Source organism: Mycolicibacterium flavescens (assembly GCF_001722335.1).
Taxonomy (GTDB): domain Bacteria; phylum Actinomycetota; class Actinomycetes; order Mycobacteriales; family Mycobacteriaceae; genus Mycobacterium; species Mycobacterium flavescens.
The window spans coordinates 26,594-45,277 of record NZ_MIHA01000019.1 but is presented as its reverse complement, the minus strand read 5'-3'; the positions used below and the strand labels follow the sequence as shown (position 1 = coordinate 45,277).

Annotated in this window: 23 protein-coding genes; 14 read left to right on the top strand and 9 right to left on the bottom strand. The window is 69.5% G+C overall.

Annotation, left to right across the window (positions count from 1 at the left end; translation table 11 throughout):
* Entirely contained in the window at positions 1-840 is an 840-nt protein-coding gene (locus tag BHQ18_RS22210; RefSeq protein WP_069415813.1) for an MlaE family ABC transporter permease, read from the bottom strand.
* A gap of 287 nt (positions 841-1,127) precedes the next feature.
* Between BHQ18_RS22210 and fadD8 the strand changes: the two genes are divergently transcribed.
* Positions 1,128-2,726: a fatty-acid--CoA ligase FadD8 gene (gene fadD8 / locus BHQ18_RS22205; RefSeq protein WP_069415876.1), complete on the top strand. Its 1,599-nt coding sequence runs from the start codon at positions 1,128-1,130 to the stop codon at positions 2,724-2,726.
* A gap of 15 nt (positions 2,727-2,741) precedes the next feature.
* Here the strand turns inward: fadD8 and BHQ18_RS22200 are convergent, their stop codons facing one another.
* Genes BHQ18_RS22200 through BHQ18_RS22190 form a run of 3 tightly spaced genes read right to left on the bottom strand, consistent with a single transcriptional unit; the run spans position 2,742 to position 4,175 of the window.
* On the bottom strand, positions 2,742-3,338 hold the full coding sequence (locus BHQ18_RS22200; RefSeq protein ID WP_069415812.1) for a nucleoside/nucleotide kinase family protein: 597 nt from the start codon (positions 3,336-3,338) through the stop codon (positions 2,742-2,744).
* A complete protein-coding gene (locus tag BHQ18_RS22195) occupies positions 3,322-3,531 on the bottom strand; it encodes a ribosome modulation factor (protein WP_069415811.1) in 210 nt (69 codons plus the stop codon). The genes BHQ18_RS22200 and BHQ18_RS22195 overlap by 17 nt, the downstream gene beginning before the upstream one ends.
* Before the next feature lie 41 nt (positions 3,532-3,572).
* On the bottom strand, positions 3,573-4,175 hold the full coding sequence (locus tag BHQ18_RS22190) for an anthrone oxygenase family protein (RefSeq protein ID WP_109789377.1): 603 nt from the start codon (positions 4,173-4,175) through the stop codon (positions 3,573-3,575).
* 122 nt (positions 4,176-4,297) lie between these two features.
* On the opposite strand from BHQ18_RS22190, the gene BHQ18_RS22185 reads away from it, so the two are divergent.
* The 10 genes from BHQ18_RS22185 to BHQ18_RS22140 all read left to right on the top strand — a co-directional run bounded on the left by BHQ18_RS22185 (position 4,298) and on the right by BHQ18_RS22140 (position 12,766).
* On the top strand, positions 4,298-5,443 hold the full coding sequence (locus tag BHQ18_RS22185; RefSeq protein ID WP_069415809.1) for a sensor histidine kinase: 1,146 nt from the start codon (positions 4,298-4,300) through the stop codon (positions 5,441-5,443).
* Entirely contained in the window at positions 5,440-6,096 is a 657-nt protein-coding gene (locus BHQ18_RS22180; protein ID WP_069415808.1) for a response regulator, read from the top strand. The genes BHQ18_RS22185 and BHQ18_RS22180 overlap by 4 nt, the downstream gene beginning before the upstream one ends.
* A 62-nt stretch (positions 6,097-6,158) precedes the next feature.
* Positions 6,159-7,349 (top strand): RNA polymerase sigma factor, encoded by a 1,191-nt coding sequence (locus BHQ18_RS22175; protein WP_069415875.1) that lies wholly within the window; start codon positions 6,159-6,161, stop codon positions 7,347-7,349.
* Between the two features lie 10 nt (positions 7,350-7,359).
* Entirely contained in the window at positions 7,360-8,046 is a 687-nt protein-coding gene (locus BHQ18_RS22170; RefSeq protein ID WP_069415807.1) for an HAD family hydrolase, read from the top strand.
* A gap of 2 nt (positions 8,047-8,048) precedes the next feature.
* On the top strand, positions 8,049-8,489 hold the full coding sequence (locus BHQ18_RS22165) for a nitroreductase family deazaflavin-dependent oxidoreductase (RefSeq protein WP_069415806.1): 441 nt from the start codon (positions 8,049-8,051) through the stop codon (positions 8,487-8,489).
* Between the two features lie 10 nt (positions 8,490-8,499).
* The gene (locus BHQ18_RS22160) at positions 8,500-8,958 is read left to right on the top strand and encodes a nitroreductase family deazaflavin-dependent oxidoreductase (protein ID WP_069415805.1); all 459 of its coding nucleotides are present in this window, start codon (positions 8,500-8,502) and stop codon (positions 8,956-8,958) included.
* Positions 8,955-9,866, top strand: a complete 912-nt coding sequence (locus BHQ18_RS22155; RefSeq protein ID WP_069415804.1) for a 1,4-dihydroxy-2-naphthoyl-CoA synthase — start codon at positions 8,955-8,957, stop codon at positions 9,864-9,866. Before BHQ18_RS22160 ends, BHQ18_RS22155 begins: the two co-directional genes overlap by 4 nt.
* Positions 9,867-9,947: 81 nt before the next feature.
* Complete coding sequence (locus BHQ18_RS22150; RefSeq protein WP_069415803.1) at positions 9,948-10,832, top strand: SDR family oxidoreductase; 885 nt, start codon at positions 9,948-9,950, stop codon at positions 10,830-10,832.
* A 1-nt stretch (position 10,833) separates the two neighbouring features.
* On the top strand, positions 10,834-12,375 hold the full coding sequence (locus BHQ18_RS22145; RefSeq protein WP_069415802.1) for a long-chain-fatty-acid--CoA ligase: 1,542 nt from the start codon (positions 10,834-10,836) through the stop codon (positions 12,373-12,375).
* A 19-nt stretch (positions 12,376-12,394) separates the two neighbouring features.
* Entirely contained in the window at positions 12,395-12,766 is a 372-nt protein-coding gene (locus BHQ18_RS22140; RefSeq protein ID WP_069415801.1) for a VOC family protein, read from the top strand.
* A 4-nt stretch (positions 12,767-12,770) separates the two neighbouring features.
* On the opposite strand, the gene BHQ18_RS22135 is transcribed toward BHQ18_RS22140, so the two are convergent.
* Genes BHQ18_RS22135 through BHQ18_RS22125 form a run of 3 tightly spaced genes read right to left on the bottom strand, consistent with a single transcriptional unit; the run spans position 12,771 to position 14,605 of the window.
* The gene (locus BHQ18_RS22135) at positions 12,771-13,073 is read right to left on the bottom strand and encodes a DUF3349 domain-containing protein (RefSeq protein ID WP_069415800.1); all 303 of its coding nucleotides are present in this window, start codon (positions 13,071-13,073) and stop codon (positions 12,771-12,773) included.
* 13 nt (positions 13,074-13,086) lie between these two features.
* Complete coding sequence (locus BHQ18_RS22130) at positions 13,087-13,359, bottom strand: hypothetical protein (protein WP_069415799.1); 273 nt, start codon at positions 13,357-13,359, stop codon at positions 13,087-13,089.
* A gap of 4 nt (positions 13,360-13,363) precedes the next feature.
* The gene (locus tag BHQ18_RS22125; RefSeq protein WP_069415798.1) at positions 13,364-14,605 is read right to left on the bottom strand and encodes an inorganic phosphate transporter; all 1,242 of its coding nucleotides are present in this window, start codon (positions 14,603-14,605) and stop codon (positions 13,364-13,366) included.
* 223 nt (positions 14,606-14,828) lie between these two features.
* On the opposite strand from BHQ18_RS22125, the gene BHQ18_RS22120 reads away from it, so the two are divergent.
* From BHQ18_RS22120 to BHQ18_RS22110, 3 genes are read left to right on the top strand one after another with little or no spacing between them, the layout of a single operon-like run.
* Positions 14,829-15,143 (top strand): DUF3349 domain-containing protein, encoded by a 315-nt coding sequence (locus tag BHQ18_RS22120; RefSeq protein ID WP_069415797.1) that lies wholly within the window; start codon positions 14,829-14,831, stop codon positions 15,141-15,143.
* Between the two features lie 59 nt (positions 15,144-15,202).
* On the top strand, positions 15,203-16,279 hold the full coding sequence (menE, locus tag BHQ18_RS22115; protein ID WP_069415874.1) for an o-succinylbenzoate--CoA ligase: 1,077 nt from the start codon (positions 15,203-15,205) through the stop codon (positions 16,277-16,279).
* Between the two features lie 60 nt (positions 16,280-16,339).
* Positions 16,340-16,954: a pyridoxamine 5'-phosphate oxidase family protein gene (locus BHQ18_RS22110; protein ID WP_069415796.1), complete on the top strand. Its 615-nt coding sequence runs from the start codon at positions 16,340-16,342 to the stop codon at positions 16,952-16,954.
* An 11-nt stretch (positions 16,955-16,965) separates the two neighbouring features.
* Here the strand turns inward: BHQ18_RS22110 and BHQ18_RS22105 are convergent, their stop codons facing one another.
* Together BHQ18_RS22105 and BHQ18_RS22100 are read right to left on the bottom strand one after the other, a co-directional pair.
* Positions 16,966-17,727, bottom strand: coding sequence for an SDR family NAD(P)-dependent oxidoreductase (locus BHQ18_RS22105; protein WP_069415873.1), 762 nt, complete (start codon positions 17,725-17,727; stop codon positions 16,966-16,968).
* 160 nt (positions 17,728-17,887) lie between these two features.
* Entirely contained in the window at positions 17,888-18,469 is a 582-nt protein-coding gene (locus BHQ18_RS22100; RefSeq protein WP_069415795.1) for a TetR/AcrR family transcriptional regulator, read from the bottom strand.
* Positions 18,470-18,684: the final 215 nt, after the last annotated feature.

Here is an 18,684-nt window from a genome sequence, read left to right as displayed (position 1 = left end):
TCAGAGGCCGACCCGGGGGAACAGCATGATGTAGAGCTGGCTGATCGCGACGTTGACGACCATCAGGATCAGGATCGACTCCACCACAGCGGCGTTCACCGAGTTCGCCACCCCGGTCGGACCGCCCTTGGTGGACAGGCCCTTCTGGCAGGACACCACGGCGACGATCGCGCCGAACACCACCGCCTTCACCAGCGCGACGATCATGTCGCCCGTCGTGGTGAACGACGCGAACGTGGCGACGAAGCTGCCCGGGGCGCCGTTCTGGAAGTACACGTTGAACAGGTAGCTGGCCAGGAAGCCGACAAAGCACACCACCCCGGTGAGTGCGACGCCGATCATGATGGCGGCGGCGAACCGCGGCACCACCAGGCGCCGGATCACCGACACGCCCATCACTTCCATCGCGTCGGTTTCCTCGCGCATCTTGCGCGAACCGAGGTCGGCGGTGATGGCCGAACCGACGGCGGCGGCCATCAGGATCGCCGCGGTCAGCGAGGCGGCCTGCCGGATCACCGCCAGGCCGCTGGCCGCGCCCGCCAGAGAGGTGGCGCCGACCTGACCGGCCAGCAGTGCGAACTGGATCGACAGGGTGACGCCGATGGGCAGCGCGACCAGGACCGTCGGCAGCACCGCCGTTCCGGCCATGAACGCGGACTGCCGGACGAATTCCCACCACTGGAACCGTCCGGTGACCAGGTCCAGGAACAGGTGCTGAAGGGTGCGTACGCCGAGCACGAACTGGTCCCCGACCGTCGCCAGCGAGGCCATCGGGTGGCGCTTGACGTAGCCACCGGCCCAGTCGCCGATGACCTCGACACCGTCACCCCGTGTCGTCATCTCGAACCAACATTCACTTAATGCCTCAGTCCGTGCTCCGTTTTATTCCGCATGCCACCGGGTCGATGCAGCATAGTCGCTGGAATTTGCCGAAATATCATTTACGGCCGCCTCGACGCCCCACCTTCGGATCCCGCGGCCCCCTCAGTTCAGTGAGTATGCACATTAACTTATGCGGAGTCAGCAGAATCGCGGAAGTCTCGTCTCCGCGAGAGGTCACCCGCGCGGCGCTGGGCGTTTCCGGGGACCTGCTGACTGGAACTGGAACACGTTCTAATCTGATGGCCATGAGTGATCTGCTGCGCCATCCCGTCCACTCCGGCCACCTCACGGTGGGAGCGCTCAAGCGCAACAAGGACAAGCCGGTGTTGTTCCTCGGCGACACCACGCTCACCGGTGGTGAACTCGCCGACCGCATCAGCCAGTACGTTCAGGCGTTCGAGGCGCTCGGCGCCGGCTCGGGCACGGCGACCGGGCTGCTGTCGCTGAACCGGCCCGAGGTACTGATGATCATCGGCGCCGGCCAGACCCAGGGCTACCGCCGCACCGCACTACACCCTCTAGGTTCGCTGGACGATCACGCCTACGTGCTCAACGACGCCGGCGTCACGTCGCTGATCATCGACCCCAACCCGATGTTCGTCGAGCGCGCGCAGGGGCTGCTGGAGAAGGTGCCCGGGCTCAAGCAGGTGCTGACGATCGGCCCGGTGCCCGCCGAGTTGGAGGGTGTCGGCGTCGACCTGACCGCCGAGGCCGCCAAGTACTCGCCGCAGCCCTTGGTGGCGGCGGACCTGCCGCCCGACCACATCGGCGGCATGGCCTACACCGGCGGCACGACCGGTAAGCCCAAGGGCGTGATCGGCACGGTGGCCTCGATCACCACGATGACGACGATCCAGCTGGCCGAGTGGGAATGGCCGGAGCGGCCCCGGTTCCTGATGTGCACACCGCTGTCGCATGCCGGTGCGGCGTTCTTCGTGCCGACGATCATCAAAGGCGGCGAGCTGTTCGTACTGACCAAGTTCGACCCGGCCGAGGTGCTGCGGGTGATCGAGGAGCAGAAGATCACCGCGACGATGCTGGTGCCGTCGATGATCTACGCGCTGATGGACCACCCGGATTCTCGCACCCGCGACCTGTCGTCGCTGGAGACGGTGTACTACGGCGCCTCGGCGATGAACCCGGTGCGGCTGCGCGAGGCGATCGAGCGGTTCGGCCCGATCTTCGCGCAGTACTACGGGCAGTCCGAGGCGCCGATGGTGATCACGTACCTGGCCAAGGGTGATCACGACGAGAAGCGGCTGACCTCGTGTGGGCGGCCGACGGTGTTCGCGCGGGTGGCGCTGCTCGACGGCGACGGCAACCCGGTGCCGCAGGGCGAAGTCGGTGAGATCTGCGTGTCCGGGCCGCTGGTGTCCGGCGGCTACTGGAACAAACCCGAAGCGACGGCCGAGACGTTCCGCGACGGCTGGATGCACACCGGCGACCTGGCCCGCGAGGACTCCGACGGCTTCTACTACATCGTCGACCGGACCAAGGACATGATCGTCACCGGCGGGTTCAACGTGTTCCCACGCGAGGTCGAAGACGTTGTGGCCGAACATCCTTCGGTGGCCCAGGTGTGCGTGATCGGGACACCGGACGAGAAGTGGGGCGAGGCAGTGACCGCGGTGGTCGTGCTGCGGCCGGACGCCGACCGCTCCGAGGAGACCGTCGCGCAGATGACCTCGGAGATCCAGGCGGCGGTCAAGGAACGCAAGGGTTCGGTGCAGTCGCCCAAACAGGTGATCGTCGTCGACTCGGTGCCGGTGACCGCACTGGGCAAGCCGGACAAGAAGGCCGTGCGCGCGCAGTTCTGGGCGGGTTCGGATCGCGCCGTCGGCTGAGATTCCCTGCTCGCGCTAGACGGTGAGCACGAAATCGGCTTTGTAGCGGACGGATTCGATGCGTTCGGCGTTGGGTTCGTCGACGGCGCGCACCCACGCCTCGGCCTGGTCGGGCGACTTGCCGAACTCGATGTGGCGGGCGATCAGGCGGCGACGGCGTTCGGCGGGCTCGACGTCGACGAACCACACCGCGTCGAGTTCCGCCCGCACCCGAGGCCAGGGGGCGTCGTCGTCGAGCAGGTAGTTGCCCTCGGTGACGACGAGCCGGGCGTCGGGCGCGACGGCGATGGCGCCGGCGATCGGTTGTTCGATGTCGCGGTCGAACGCCGGCGCGTAGACGGTTTCTGCGCGTTCTCGAATGCGTTGCAGCACAGCGACATAGCCGTAGCCGTCGAAGGTGTCGATGGCGCCTTTGCGGTCGAGGCGGCCGAGCCGCTGCAGTGCGACGTCGGCCAGATGGAAACCGTCCATCGGGACGTGCACCGCGCCGTCGACGGCGGCGATTTGCTTGGCGAGCGTCGTCTTGCCGGCACCCGGCGGGCCGGTGATGCCGAGGATCACCCGTCGGTCGGTGCGCAGCAGCGCGTCGAGGCGGTCAGTCCAGGAGGGCATCGATCTCGGCGGCGAACCGTTTGAGCCGCTCCTGTTCGCTGGGAATGCGGTGGAGCTCCTCGGCGGCCCGTTGCCAGCCCAGTCGCCACATCCGTGCGGCCACCCGGTCCCCCAGTCCCGCATACGGGTTGGCCAGCGTGTGCGGGAACGCCTTGCGGCCCTCCCGGTACGCGGTGACGAACCTGTGCGTCATAGCTGTCCACTCTCCCACCGCGAGCAGACACACGATCGCACTCAGGTCGGCGTGTCGGGGCGATTCTGCCCCAGCTCGCGCGAAGCCGCGATCGCCTCCCGGTGCATCCGCAACATCGCCACGAAAGCCAGTGTCGCCGCCACGGCGCCGGCCCCGACGCGAACCCAATGTCCTGTTTGGAATTCGGCGGCGACCTGCTGCAGATACGCCGGGTCGTGCACGGCAGCACCCTCGACGAACATGATCTGGTTGCGGGGCCAGAAGAAGGCCGCCGAGAAAATGAACTGGCCGAAGAGCAACGACGCCACGGCCGCGATCTCCCACCACCGGACGGCCGCCCGGCGAACCGTGAGCGCGACGGCGGCAACACCGGTCAGCAGCGACGCCGCGCCCAGTGGCGGCAAGACATCCCCCGGCGCGATGACGGCCATGAACTCCATCGTCAGGGCCAACGAGTCGGGCACGTCGGCGAAGATGTTCGGGTACAGCAGCAGCGTTTCGCTCAGCAGCGTGCCGAATACGAACGTCGCTACGGCAGCGAAGGCGACGGTAGCGGCGACGGCGGGTCGTGCGGACACAAGACGCTCCTTCTGCGTGGTCAAGTCGATGCGGGCAACGCTAAGGACCGCGCCGAAGGCCGTCATCGGACCGAGCGCGTGACCGGATTACGTAATCGGACGTAGTGCAGCGGGTGGGGCGTACGTCGAACGGCGTGGTTTTCGCTTCGGCGCAGCCTGGTAGCGCCGAAGCCTCCTACTCTGATGCGGTGGGTCGCATACGCGCGCGAGAGTTGGGCGCCGACGTCGTCATCGCGCTGATCGTGTTTGCGGCACTGGTGGCGGCCATCGTCGCTCGGCTGGACGGAACCGAACCCGGCTGGCCTGCATACCTGTTCGCCTTCGCCATGGCGGCCGTGCTGCTGCTGCGCCGACGGTTTCCGGTCCAGGTGCTCGTGGCGGCGGCGGTGCTGCTGGTCGTCTATCACGCTTCGGGTCAGCCCGCGCTGCCACTGGCCTTACCGGTCGTGGTGGCGCTGTACTCCGCCGCGGAACGCGGACGGCTGCGATGGGCGGTCGGTACCGCCGCGATGCTGGTCGTCGTCTCCACCGTCGCCCGGTTACTCGAGGGCGACAGCCTTGCGTGGTTGGCGGGCTACGACCTGGTTTCGCAGGTCGGCTTGATGGCGGCGACGATCGCGCTCGGTGATGCGGTGCGGTCCCGCCGGGGGTGGCGCGAGCAGCTGCGTCGCCAGGAGGCCGCTGCGGCCGCGGAGCGGGAACGCGAGGCGACACGGCGCGCCGAGCAGGAGCGGCTGCGGATCGCACGTGACTTGCATGACGTTCTGGCGCACGCGCTTTCGGTGGTATCGCTGCACAGCGACGTGGCCCGGGAGGCGCTCGAAGACACCGAACCCGATACCGTCGCGGCCGCCTCGTCGTTGAGCGCTGTGCGCCAGGCGGCGCGCGCGGCGACGCGCGAGTTGCGGGCGACGGTCGGGTCGCTGCGCTCCTCGCCGCAGCCGGTGCCCGGCCTGGACCGGCTCGACGAGTTGGTGCGCGCCGCCGCCGACGGCGGGCTGGTGGTCGAGCTGCTGCGCGACGGCGACCTGCAAGACGTGCCTGCGGTGGTCGCCTCCACCGCCTACCGGATCGTGCAGGAATCGCTCACCAACGTGCGCCGGCACGCGGATGCCCGCAAGGTCACCGTGGACGTGTGCGATGGCCGCGACGCGCTGATCATCCGGATCAGCGACGATGGCACCTCCAGTCGCGTTGCGGCACAGGGCGCCAGCGGATATGGCTTGCTCGGGATGAGAGAGCGCGCCGGACTGCTCGGCGGCCGGGTCTGCGCAGGGCCCACCGAGAGCGGCTGGACGGTGGAGGCCGTCCTGCCGTTCGGTGGTGCGCCGTGATCAGGGTCGTGCTGGTCGACGACCAGGAACTGGTGCTGGCCGGGCTGCGCGCCTTGCTCGATCGCACCGACGACATTCGCGTGGTCGGGCAGGCTGCCGACGGCCGCAGTGCGCTCACCGTCGTGCGCAGAGAGCGACCCGACGTGGTGCTGATGGATATCCGGATGCCCGACATCGACGGAGTGGAGGCGACCCGGCGAGTCGTCGCCGACCCGCAGTTGGCCGGCGTGCACGTGGTGGTGTTGACGACGTTCGACACCGACGAGCACGTGTTCGAGGCGGTGCGCGCGGGGGCAGCGGGTTTTCTGATGAAGGACAGCTCGCCTGACGAGCTGCGCCGCGCGGTACGCGTCGTCGCGGCCGGTGACGCGATGCTGTCGCCGGCGGTCACCCGCCGGGTGATGGCCAGTGCCGCGTCCGGCCCGCGGCGAACCGACCCCGATCGGTTGACGGGACTGACCGAACGCGAACGCGAAGTGCTCGCCGAAGTCGGCGCGGGCCGCTCGAACGAGGAGATCGGGGCGCGGCTGTTCATCAGCCCGGCAACCGCACGGACCCACGTCAGCCGTTTGTTGGGCAAGTTGGGGGTGCGCGACCGCGCACAGCTCGTGGTGGTGGCCTACGAGAGCGGCCTCGTGGTTCCGGGATCCTGAGGGGTCCCGGCACAATTGCTCGGGTGGCCGACATCCAGCAGACCGTCGACGCGGTGTGGCGCATGGAGGCGGCGAAGATCGTCGCCACGCTGACCCGGGTGGTCGGCGACGTCGGGCTGGCCGAGGACCTGGCCGCCGACGCTTTGGTCGACGCGCTCGAGCAGTGGCCGAAATCCGGTGTGCCGCGCAACCCGGGCGCGTGGTTGACCACCGTCGCCAAGCGCAAGGCCATCGACCACTGGCGCCGACAGGACAACCTCGACGCCAAGTACGCCGCGCTGGCGCGCGACCTCGAGACCCACGAGTCGTGGGATCCCGACCGCATCGACGACGACGTGCTGCGGCTGATCTTCATCGCCGCGCATCCGGTGCTGTCGCAGGAGGCGCAGATCGCGCTGACGTTGCGCGTCGTCGGCGGGCTCACCACCGAGGAGATCGCGCGCGCGTTCCTGGTGCCGACGCCGACGATCGCGGCCCGCATCACCCGCGCGAAGAAGGCGCTGGCCGGCGTCGCGTTCGAAGTGCCCGACCCGACCGCCTACCCGCACCGGCTCTCGGCGGTGCTAGCCGTGCTCTACCTCATCTACAACGAGGGCTACTCGGCGTCGTCCGGGCAGCGCTGGATCCGCGACGAACTGTGCACGGAGGCACTGCGACTGGGCCGGGTGCTGGCGGCGCTGGTGCCCGACGAACCCGAGGTGCACGGGCTGGTGTCGCTGATGGAGTTCCAGTCGTCACGGTTCGCGGCGCGCACCGACGACGAGGGCAGGCCGGTGCTGCTGGAGGATCAGAACCGCACCCGCTGGGACCGCGCGCAGATCGGCCGCGGGGTCGCCGCCCTCGAGCGTGCCGCAAACGCGGTGCAACGCAAGGGGTCCGGTTGGGGGCCGTATGCGCTGCAGGCCGCGATCGCAGAGTGCCACGCCACCGCGCGGACCGCCGCCGACACGGACTGGCGCCGGATCGTCGCGCTGTACGACGGGCTGGCGCAGGTGTCGCCGTCGCCGGTGGTTGCGCTGAACCGGGCGGTGGCCGTCGCGATGGCCGACGGGCCCGCCGAGGGTCTGCGCCTCGTCGACGGGCTGACCGGGCTGGAGTCGTCGTACCTACTGCCCAGCGTGCGCGGTGAACTGCTTGCGCGGTTGGGACGTGGCGAGGAAGCCGCCGACGAGTTCCGCCGCGCAGCGGCCATGACCGACAACGACCGGGAACGAGAAGTGCTCCTGGACAAAGCCGCTCACAACCGCGGCTAGGGTGGCACCCATGAGCGACTTGCATGCGGTGCTGTTCGACTTCTCCGGGACGCTGTTCCGGCTCGAGGAGGACGACAGCTGGTTTCACGGCATCCAGGTCGACGACCGCGAAGTCGACGCGCATGTCCAGGCCGAGCTGATGCGCCGGATGACCGCGCCCACCGGCCAGCACGTCGCGATGGGTCCCGAGGCGCATCACGCGTGGGTCAACCGGGACCTGGCGCCACACCTGCACCGCGAGGCGTATCTGCATGTGCTGCGCGAGTCCGGGCTGGCCGACGAGCACGCCGAGTCGCTGTATGGGCTGATGATCGACCCGAAGAACTGGACGCCGTACCCCGACACCGCCGACGTCCTGCGCGGGCTGCGGGACCGAGGCGTCAAGACCGCGGTGGTCTCCAACATCGCGTTCGACGTCCGGCCAGCGTTCGCGTCGTTGGGTGTCGAGGAGTTCGTCGACGAGTTCGTGCTGTCGTACGAAGTCGGCGCGGTCAAACCCGACGCCGCGATCTTCCAGATCGCGCTGACCCGGCTCGGCGTCGACGCCTCCGCCGCGCTGATGGTCGGCGACAGCGATGAGGCCGACGGCGGCGCCCGCGACGTGGGCTGCGCGTTCGCGCTCGTCGACCCGATCCCGACCGTCGAGCGCACCGACGGGTTGCGCGCCGCGCTGGCGCAGCACGGCGTCGCGGTGTGAACATGGCGCCGCGGTGGCTCAAGCACGTCAACAAGCTGGTGATCGCGATGCTGCGGCTCGGGCTGCCGATCTCGCGGCACGAATCCCCGGTGGTGCTGACCGTGCCGGGGCGGCGCACCGGTCGACCGCGGTCGACCCCGGTCACGCCGATGCTGGTCGACGGTGATCGCTACGTCGTCAACGGCTATCCGGGTGCGGACTGGGTGCGCAACGTCCGCGCTGCGGGCGAGGTCACGTTGCGGCAGGGCAGGCACGCCGAGCGGGCGCGTCTGGTCGAACTGACCCCGGATCAGGCGCGGCCGGTGCTGCGGGAGTTCCCGACGCAGGTGCCCGTCGGCGTCGACCTGATGAAGCGCGCCGGCGTCCTGACGTCCGGTACGCCCGACGAGTTCGAAAGCTTGGTCCGTCGGCTGCCGGTATTTCGCATCGACGCCATCACGTAGCGTTTCTGCCATGTCTGACAGCGAGCGCATCCGACCGCCGTGGTGGCTGAAGTACGTCAACAAAGTGATGATCGGCCTGCAGAAACTGGGCGTCGGTGGCGACAACGGGCCCGTCGTCCTCGAGGTGCGCGGCCGCAAGAGCGGTAAGCCGCGCAAGACCCCGATCACCCCGATGACCGTCGACGGTCAGCGCTACGTCCTCGGCGGGCTGCCCGGCTCGGACTGGGCGGCCAACCTGCGCGCCGCCGGTGAGGCCACACTGCACGTCGGCCGGCGCAGCGAGCGGGTGCGGGTCGTCGAACTTCCCCCGGACGAGGCGCGGCCGCTGCTGCGCGAGTTCCCCGTCAAGGTGCCCACCGGCGTCGGCTTCATGAAGAACGCCGGGCTGGTCACCGGACCCAACCCCGATGAGTACGAGGCGCTGGCCGGCCGGTGCCCGGTGTTCCGATTCGAAACGGTGAATGCATGAGCGACAACCCTTTTGACCCGACCCAGTGGGAGCCGATCGACGGTTTCGGGCTGACCGACATCACCTATCACCGGCACGTCGCCGACGGCGTCAAACAGCCCACCGTGCGGGTGGCGTTCGACCGGCCCGAGGTCCGCAACGCGTTCCGCCCGCACACCGTCGACGAGTTGTACCGGGTGCTCGACCATGCGCGGATGTCCTCGGATGTCGGCGTCGTGCTGCTGACCGGAAACGGGCCCTCCCCCAAGGACGGCGGGTGGGCGTTCTGTTCGGGCGGTGACCAACGGATCCGCGGCCGCACCGGCTACCAGTACGCCGCGGGTGAGACGGCCGAGACGGTGGACCCGGCGCGGGCGGGGCGGTTGCACATCCTCGAGGTGCAGCGGCTGATCCGGTTCATGCCCAAGCCGGTGATCTGTCTGGTCAACGGGTGGGCCGCGGGCGGTGGACACTCGCTGCACGCGGTGTGCGATCTGACGCTGGCCAGCCGCGAGCACGCCCGGTTCAAGCAGACCGACGCCGACGTCGGCAGCTTCGACGGCGGCTACGGCAGCGCGTATCTGGCCAAGCAGGTCGGTCAGAAGTTCGCCCGCGAGATCTTCTTCCTGGGCCGGCCGTACACCGCCGAGCAGATGCACGCGATGGGCGCGGTCAACGAGGTCGTCGAGCACGCCGATCTGGAGAAGGTGGCGCTGCAGTGGGCCTCGGAGATCAACGGCAAGTCGCCGCAGGCGATCCGGATGCTCAAGTACGCGTTCAACCTCACCGACGACGGGCTGGTGGGCCAGCAGCTGTTCGCCGGCGAGGCGACGCGGCTGGCGTACATGACCGACGAGGCGGTCGAGGGCCGCGACGCGTTCCTGCAGAAGCGCGACCCCGACTGGAGCAGTTTCCCGCGCTACTTCTAGCGGTTTCGGCGTAGTTCGTCGGACTGAGCGCAACCAGCTACGCCGAAATCGCTCCGATGGGGGTCACTAGACTCAGCGCTTGTGAGCAAGAACCCGCTGCGTCGGCTGGCCGACCAGCTTGTCCTGACGACGATGCGTCCGCCGGTGGTCCCCGAGCTGCTGCAGTTCCAGCCCGGCCGCGACGTGGTCGAGCTGCGGGGTAAGCGGATCCTGCTCACCGGTGCCTCCTCGGGTATCGGCGAGGCCGCCGCCGAGAAGCTCGCCCGCCGCGGCGCGACCGTGGTGGTGGCCGCGCGCCGCGCCGAACTGCTCGACGCGCTGGTCGAGCGCATCAGCGCCAAGGGCGGGGACGCCTGGGCGCACGCCTGCGACCTGTCGGACCTCGACGCGGTCGACGAGCTCGCCGCCCGCGTCACCGAGGAGCTCGGCGGCGTCGACATCCTGATCAACAACGCCGGGCGCTCGATCCGCAGGCCGCTGGCCGACTCGCTGGAGCGCTGGCACGACGTCGAGCGCACGATGACGCTGAACTACTACTCGCCGCTGCGGCTGATCCGGGCGCTGGCCCCCGGTATGCGGGAGCGCCGCGACGGTCACATCATCAACGTCTCGACGTGGGGCGTGCTCAGCGAGTCGTCCCCGCTGTTCGCGGTGTACAACGCGTCGAAGGCGGCGCTGACCGCGGTGAGCCGGGTGATCGAAACCGAGTGGAGCGCCGACGGTGTGCACTCCACGACGCTGTTCTATCCGCTGGTGCGCACCCCGATGATCGCGCCGACCCGCGCCTACGACGGGGTGCCGGGGCTGTCGGCCGAGGAGGCCGCCGACTGGATGGTCACCGCGGCGCGGACCCGGCCGGTGCGGATCGCCCCGCGGATGGCCGTCAGCGCCCAGGTGCTCAACAGCTTCGCCCCCGCGGTCGTCGATGCGGTGATGAAACGTCAACGCGTGCAGCCGAACACCTGACATGCCGCATCCCGACGTCGCGACCGTCGCCGACATCGCCCGCGTGTTCGGGGCCGAACGCCCCGATGCCACCGCGCTGATCGCCGGTGAGCGCACCGTGACGTTCGCCGAACTGGACGCCAGATCCAACCGGGCCGCCCAGGCGTTCCGCGCCGCGGGCGTCGGGTTCGGCGACCGGGTCGCGTTCATCGAGAAGAACGGCGTCGAGTTCTTCGAAATCGTCTGTGCGCTGTCCAAACTCGGCGCGGTCGTGGTGCCGGTCAACTGGCGGCTCACGGCACCCGAGATGCTGCACATCATCGCCGACTCCAGGGCGCGGGTGGCCGTGGTGGGTGCGGAGTTCTTCGGCCCCGTCGAAGCGATCGAGCCGGAGTTGACGTGCTCGTTGGTCGCTGTCGGCGAGCACGCCCGCTGGCCCCGCTACGACGCCTGGATCGCCGCCCACCCGCCCGAAGATCCCTGTGCGGAAACGGGACCCGACGACATCGCGTTCCTGATGTACACCTCGGGAACCACCGGCGCCCCCAAGGGCGTGATGCTGACCAACGACAACTACTTCTGCAAAGCCACCGGCATCGCCGAGCGGTGGCGCTTCGACGCCGACAGCGTCAGCCTGGCCGTGATGCCGATGTTCCACATGGCCGGCTCGGGCTGGGCGCTGGCCGGGCTGTGCGAGGGCGCGCGCACCGTCGTGCTGCGCGACGTGGACCCGGCGGCGATCCTGGAAGCCGTTGCCCGGCACGGGGTCACGAACATGCTGCTGGTGCCGGTGGTGATCCAGCGGCTGCTCGACACCCCCGGCGTCGAGTCCACCGACTTCTCGCGGCTGCGCGCGATCGTCTACGGCGCCTCCCCGATCACCGACGACGTGCTGGGGCGCGCGCTGGCGCGGTTCAACTGCGACCTGCTGCAGGTCTACGGCCAGACCGAGACCACCGGCTCGATCACCCAGCTCGACGAGCACCACCCGGAGTTGCTGCGGTCGTGTGGAAAACCGTTCCCCTGGGTCGAGATTCGAATCGTCGACGACGCCGGCTCCGACGTGCCCGCCGGAGCCGTCGGCGAACTGTGGACGCGTTCGAGGCAGAACATGCGCGGGTACTGGAACAACCCCGACGCGACCGCGGCCACGCTGACCCCCGACGGCTGGCTCAGGACCGGCGACGCCGGCTACGTCGACGACGCGGGCTACGTGTTCCTCCAGGACCGCGTCAAGGACATGATCGTCACCGGCGGCGAGAACGTGTATCCGACCGAGGTCGAGAACGTGCTGATGACCCACCCCGCGGTCGGCGATGTCGCGGTGATCGGGGTGCCCGACGCCACCTGGGGTGAGGCGGTGACCGCGGTCGTCGTCCCCGCAGAGGGCCGGTCCCCCACCGCGGGCGAGCTGATCGATTACGCGCGGCAGCGGCTGGCCGGCTTCAAGCTGCCCAAATCCGTGGTGTTCACCGAGACACTGCCCCGAACCCCGAGCGGCAAGGTGCTCAAGCGGGCGCTGCGCGAACCCTACTGGGACGGTGTCGGGCGCCGGATCGGCTGAGCGTGATAGACACGATGTCATGGAGATACTGGCCAGCCGGATGCTCATCCGGCCGGCGGACTACCAACGCTCGCTGAGGTTCTACCGCGATGAGATCGGCCTGGCGATCGCCCGCGACTACGGCGCGGGCACCGTCTTCTACGCCGGGCAGTCGCTGATCGAACTCGCCGGGCACGGCGGTCCGGATGCCGGCGGAACGATGTGGCTGCAGGTGCGCGACGTCTACGCCACCGAGAAGGAACTGGCGGGCCGCGGTGTGCCGATCGCGCGCGAAGCACGGCAGGAGCCGTGGGGGCTGCACGAGATGCACGTCACCGACCCCGACGGTGTGCAGTTGATCTTCGTGCAGGTACCTGAGGACCACCCGTTGCGGCGCGACAGCAGGCAGTGACGCGTCACCGCGCAGGCGTGGCCAGCGGCCAGCCGACCGAGGCCAGCCGCGACGCGACCTGGTGCATCTCCTCGGGGTTGGGTTCCTGCGCGGTGACCTGACGGATCGCGGCGCGGATGTCGCCCTCGGTGACGGTGTCGGCCGTCGTGTCCTCGAGCACGGTCTGCGCGGCCCGGACGACGTCGTCCTCGGAAAGCGACCGCTTCAACAGCGCCAGCAGCGGGAAGTAGTCCGTCGACGGCACGCCCTCGGGGTAGCCGCGGCGCAGCCAGGACAAGATGTTGTCGAACACGGTGAACTCGGTCATGTTGCGGCCGTTGTCATTTCCGGGGCATGAAGGGGAACAGGTCGATGCCGGTGTGGTGGATGATCGTCGCCCTGGTGATCCACAACACCGCGGTGACGATCGCCCAGCCGACGAACACGAACAGCGCGATCCCGAGGTAGCGGCGGGCCGGGCGGACCGTGGCGGTGCCGTCGGCGGACTCGGTGCCGGAGAACGCCAGCAGGCCCGTCGCAAAGAGTGCGGGCAGCCCGGCGCCCAGCACCAGACCCACCACCAGGACCTTGAAAATGCTTTCCAGATACGTCATCTCGTCACACCGCCACCGGGGTCTTGACCGGCGCCTCACGCAGGTCGGCGGGCAGCACCGAGTTGGTGGCGTCGTCCCAGTCGGCGTTGACGTTGCGGTGGTCGACCTTCTGCTGCTGGGCGCGCCACCACATGTAGGCCGACAGCCCGACCAGGACGCCGAAGATCAGGCCGTTGCCGGCGAGCGCCGAGCCGGTCACCGCCTTCACCGCGTGCGCCAGCCAGTAGGACAGCGCGCCGACCAGACCGGCGGCCGGCAGCGTCACCAGCCAGGCGACGGCCATCCGGCCGGCGACCGCCCAGCGGACCTCGGCGCCGGGCTTGCCGACACCGCTGCCGAGGATCGACCCGGTGGCCACGTGCGTGGTGGACAGTGCCATACCGGCCGCGCTGGAGCTGAGAATGATTGCCGCCGAGGAGGCTTCAGCCGCGAACCCCTGCGGTGACTCGATCTCGACGAGGCCCTTGCCCAGGGTGCGGATGACCCGCCAGCCGCCGAGGTAGGTGCCGAGCCCGATCGCGACCGCGCAGCTGAAGATGATCCAGAACGGCAGCCCGGCCTCCTTGACGTCGCCGCTGAGGTGGCCGGTGGTGATGAGCGCGAGCGCGATGACGCCCATGGTCTTCTGCGCGTCGTTCGTGCCGTGCGACAGCGCGACCAGCGAGGCCGTCGCGATCTGGCCCCAGCGGAAGCCCTGCTTGCGGCGGTGCTCGACGACGTTGCGGGTGATCCGGTAGACCATCCACGTGCCGCAGCAGGCGACCAGCCCGGCGATCAGCGGCGCGGCGATCGCGGGGATGAGGACCTTCTGCGTGATACCGCTCCAGTTGACGCCCGCGACGCCCAGCGCCGCCAGGCCCGCGCCGATCAGGCCGCCGAACAGGGCGTGCGACGAACTCGACGGGATGCCGAACAGCCAGGTCAGCAGGTTCCACAGGATGCCGCCGATCAGCCCGGCGAAGATGATCGTCAACCCGGTCGAGGCGTCGATGGTCGGCAGCAGCGCACCGCTGGTGCCGTCCTGGACGTTGAGCACCGAGGTGGTGACCGTGACCGCGACCTCGACGGACAGGAACGCGCCGACGAGGTTGAGGATGCCGGCGAGCAGCACCGCGGTCTTGGGTTTGAGCGCGCCGGTGGCGATCGAGGTGGCCATGGCGTTGCCGGTGTCGTGAAAGCCGTTGGTGAAGTCGAAAGCCAGTGCAGTTGCGATCAGCAGCACCAGGATGATCAACTCTGCGGTCACGACGTCAATTCTGCTGCCATACGAGCGTCCCACCTAATCCGCGGCCACCATCCGACCGCGTGTCGAGCAGGCGATTTGCCTGTTCGGGCAATCTGTTCACCAACTGTTCACCCAACGGCGGCGTGATGTTCGTCTCTCGCGCGGACATCGCCCCGCCGTCGTGCGCACTAGCATCATGCAATTGCGGGCACACAGGCCCGGGACGACACGCGGAGAGGGCACGGTGACGAAATTTCTCGCGAAGATCGTCGCGTGGATCACCGCCGGCTATCCCGAGGGTGTGCCGGGTCCGGACCGGGTGCCGCTGTTCGCGCTGCTGCGCCGCAGGCTCACCGACGACGAGGTCCGCACGGTCGCGGTGGCGCTGAACCGCGGCGGTGAGTTCGACGACGCCGATATCGGGGTGCTGATCACCCAGCTCACCGACACGCTGCCGACCCCCTCCGACGTCGAGCGGGTGCGGGCCAGGCTGGCGGTGCGCGGGTGGCCGCTCGACGACCCGCGCGACCCCGAGGACGACCCCGGGGAGAAGCCATAGCGGTCCTACGCGCCGTCGCGGTCGGCTCTGCGCTGGAGGTCGTGCCGGTGGTGCGGCAGATGCTCACCGGCGACGACGCGGTGCTCCTGGTCCCCCCTGGCGAATCCGGCGCTTTGGCAACGGCTTTGCGGGTCGGCGAGCCGATCGACGACGACGTCGTGGTGGTGGTCTCGACGTCGGGCACCACCGGCACGCCGAAGGGCGCGATGCTGACTGCGGCGTCGTTGCGGGCCAGCGCCGAGGCGACCCACCGCAGGCTCGGCGGTCCCGGCCGCTGGCTGTCGGCGTTGGCGGCCCATCATGTCGCGGGTCTGCAGGTGCTGGTGCGCAGCGTGGTCGCGGGTACGTCGCCGGTGGCTGTGGCGCCGAGTTTCACGGCGGCCGAGCTGGTTTCGGCGGTCCACTCGCTCGGGCCGGGTCGACGGTACGCGTCGCTGGTGGCGGTGCAGCTGGAGAAGGCGTTGCGCGACGCGGAGGCGACGGCGGCGCTCGCGTCGTTGGACGCCGTGCTGATCGGCGGCGGCCCGCTGCCGGCCGGGATCGCCGAAAGAGCGGCTGCCGCCGGCATTCCCGTGGTCCGGACCTACGGGATGAGCGAGACGGCGGGTGGCTGCGTGTACGACGGTGTGCCGCTGGACGGGGTGCGGGTGCGCATCGCTGACGGCGGCCGGATCGTGCTGGGTGGCCCGACGATCGCTGCGGGGTACCGCAACCCGGTGCAGCCGGATCCGTTCGCCGAGCCGGGATGGTTCCGCACCGACGATGTCGGCGCCGTGGACGACTCGGGTCGGCTGACCGTGCTGGGCCGCGCCGACGACGCGATCAGCACCGGCGGGCTGACCGTGATGCCGCATCTGGTCGAGGCGGCGGTGGAGTCACATCCGGCGGTGGCGGGGTGCGCGGTGTTCGGTGTGCCCGACGACCGGTTGGGGCAGCGGGTGGCGGCGGCGCTGGTGCTGGCGCCGGGTGCGGTGGCGCCGACGGTGTCCGAGCTGCGCGCGCACGTCGCGTCCCGGTTGGACCCGACCGCGGCGCCGCGCGAGATCCACGTCGTCGACGAGCTGCCGCGGCGCGGGATCGGCAAGGTCGACCGGCGCGCGCTCGTCGAGCGGTTCGGGGCCACGGGGCCGGTTTGAGCGGACCCGGGTGCCGAGGGAGCTGACCCGCGCCGCGGGGTGGTCGGCCATGATGGACTCATGCGCCGCGAAGTCAGGACCGTCGATGAGCTGCGGGCCATCGTCGGCGAGCCGGAACACTACGTCGCCACCAAGGTCAAGGACCGGCTGTCCCCGGTGCAGCGCGACTGGCTGGCCCACTCGCCGCTGTGCTTCGTGGCGACGACGGACGCCGACGGGCGCGTCGACGTGTCGCCGAAAGGTGATCCGCCCGGCTTCGTGCACGTCATCGACGACACCACGATCGCGATCCCGGAGCGGCCCGGCAACAAACGGGTCGACGGGTACCGCAATGTGCTGCAGAACCCGCATGTCGGCACGCTGTTCCTGATCCCGGGCCGCGGTGACACGCTGCGGATCAACGGGACGGCCACGGTGCTGGCCGACGCCGACTACTTCGACGCGCTGGCCGTCAAGGGCAGGCGTCCGCTGCTGGCGCTCGAGATCGCCGTCGAGGAGGTGTTCTTCCACTGCGCCAAGGCTTTTCTACGATCGGACACCTGGGACCCGTCGACGTGGAACCCGACGGCGCTGCCGAGCGTCGCGCAGTTGCTCAAGGCGGCCCGGCAGGACCTGAACCAGGCCGACCTCGACGACTACTACAGCGAGGAGAGCGTCCGCTCGCGGCTGTACTGAGCGCTTCGCGGTCAGATCTGGTTGATGCCGCCGTCGACCGGGATGTCGGCGCCGGTGGTGTAGCTGCTGAGGTCCGACGCCAGGAACAGCACGGCGCCGGCGACCTCGTCGGGGGTGCCGCGCCGGCCCATCGGGATCACGTCGCGCTGCGACTGCTCGAACTCGGCCGCGGCGTTGGGTCCGGGGACGACCACGCTGGCGAGGTTGTTGAGCCCCGGGGTGTCCGTCGCGCCCGGGCTCACGGCGTTGACGCGAATTCCCCTGTCTTGCAATTCACTTGCCCAGGTGCGGGCCAGCGATCGCACGGCGGCCTTGATCGCGGCGTAGATGCCGATACCGTCGGAGCCTTTGGCGTTGGTGTTCGACGAGTTCAGGATGACCGAGGCACCGTCGTTCAGCAGCGGCAGCGCCTTCTGCACGGTGAACACGACGCCGTTGAAGTCGACGCCGAGCTGATAGTCGAGGTGCTGCTGGGTGATGTCCCCGATGCGCGCGACGTCGATCACCGCGGCGTTGGCGAACAGCACGTCGATGCGACGACCGCTGGCCGCCACCGCCTCATAAAGCCGGTCCAGGTCCTCGGCCTTGGCGACGTCACCCTGCACGACGGTCACGCGGTCACCGAGTTGCTCTGCGGCAGCGTCGAGTTCGGCCTGCCGCCGGCCGGTGATGAAGACGTGGGCGCCCTCCTCGACGAACCGCTTGGCGGTGGCGAGTCCGATTCCCGTGCTTCCGCCGGTGATCACCGCGGTCTTGTCCTTCAGTAGCGCCATGTCCGTGCCCTTCATTCTGTACCGGTTGGTCAAGAACTAGGGACGCGGGGGTGGGCGCGTTTATTCCGTCCCGCCGCGAGCGTGCACGAATGTCGACAAACGCGCGGCGTGTCGTGTTCCGACACGCACGCTCGCCACAACAGGGCCACCCCAGACAGGGCTACAGGAGCGTGATCATCTCCTCGACGCCCGCCTTGAGCTGAGCGGGTTTCACGCCGCCCTTGCGCAGCCCCTCCTGCCCGCGAAGAAACGCCAGCACCACCGTCGCGAGCGACCGCACGTCACGGCGGCTGTCGATCGCGCCGTCGCGCTGGGCCTCCCCGATGCACTCGGCGAGCAGGGCACCCCATTCGCGATAGGCCCGCCCGATCATGCGCTCTACCGCCGGGTCGCTGTCGCCGAGTTCGGCGGCGCTGTTGGCCATCATGCACCCGCGCCGCGTCGTGTCGGCGCAGGTGGCCGCCACTTGCGCGCGCAGGTGCCGCGTCAACCGGTCGCAGGCGGGGCGGCGCGGGTCGCGCAACTCGTCGCGGACACGATGCATCCGTTCACCGATGTAAGCGTCGAGAGCGCGCAGAAACAGCTCGCGTTTGTCGCCGAACGCGCCGTACAGGCTGCCCTTGCCCAGACCGGTGGCGGCGGTCAGGTCGTCGATCGAGGTGCCCGCGTACCCGCGCCGCCAGAACTGGTCACGCGCCGCGGCGATCACCTCGGCCTCGTCGAACTGTCGAGGGCGCGGCATGTTCGCGAGTTTACGTCGTTATGGACCGTCCGGTACGGATCTCACCGCACCATCACCGCGCGGGTGTAGCACCGGCTTTGAGCATGTCGCGGTCGGCGTTCTGGACGATCTCGCGGGGGAACTCCCCGCGCGATGTCGTCGGGCATGGGCGCACGCGGGTCCCCGGCGGTGGGCAGCCCGCCGAACCCGAGACCGACCACCTGGTTCATCGGGGA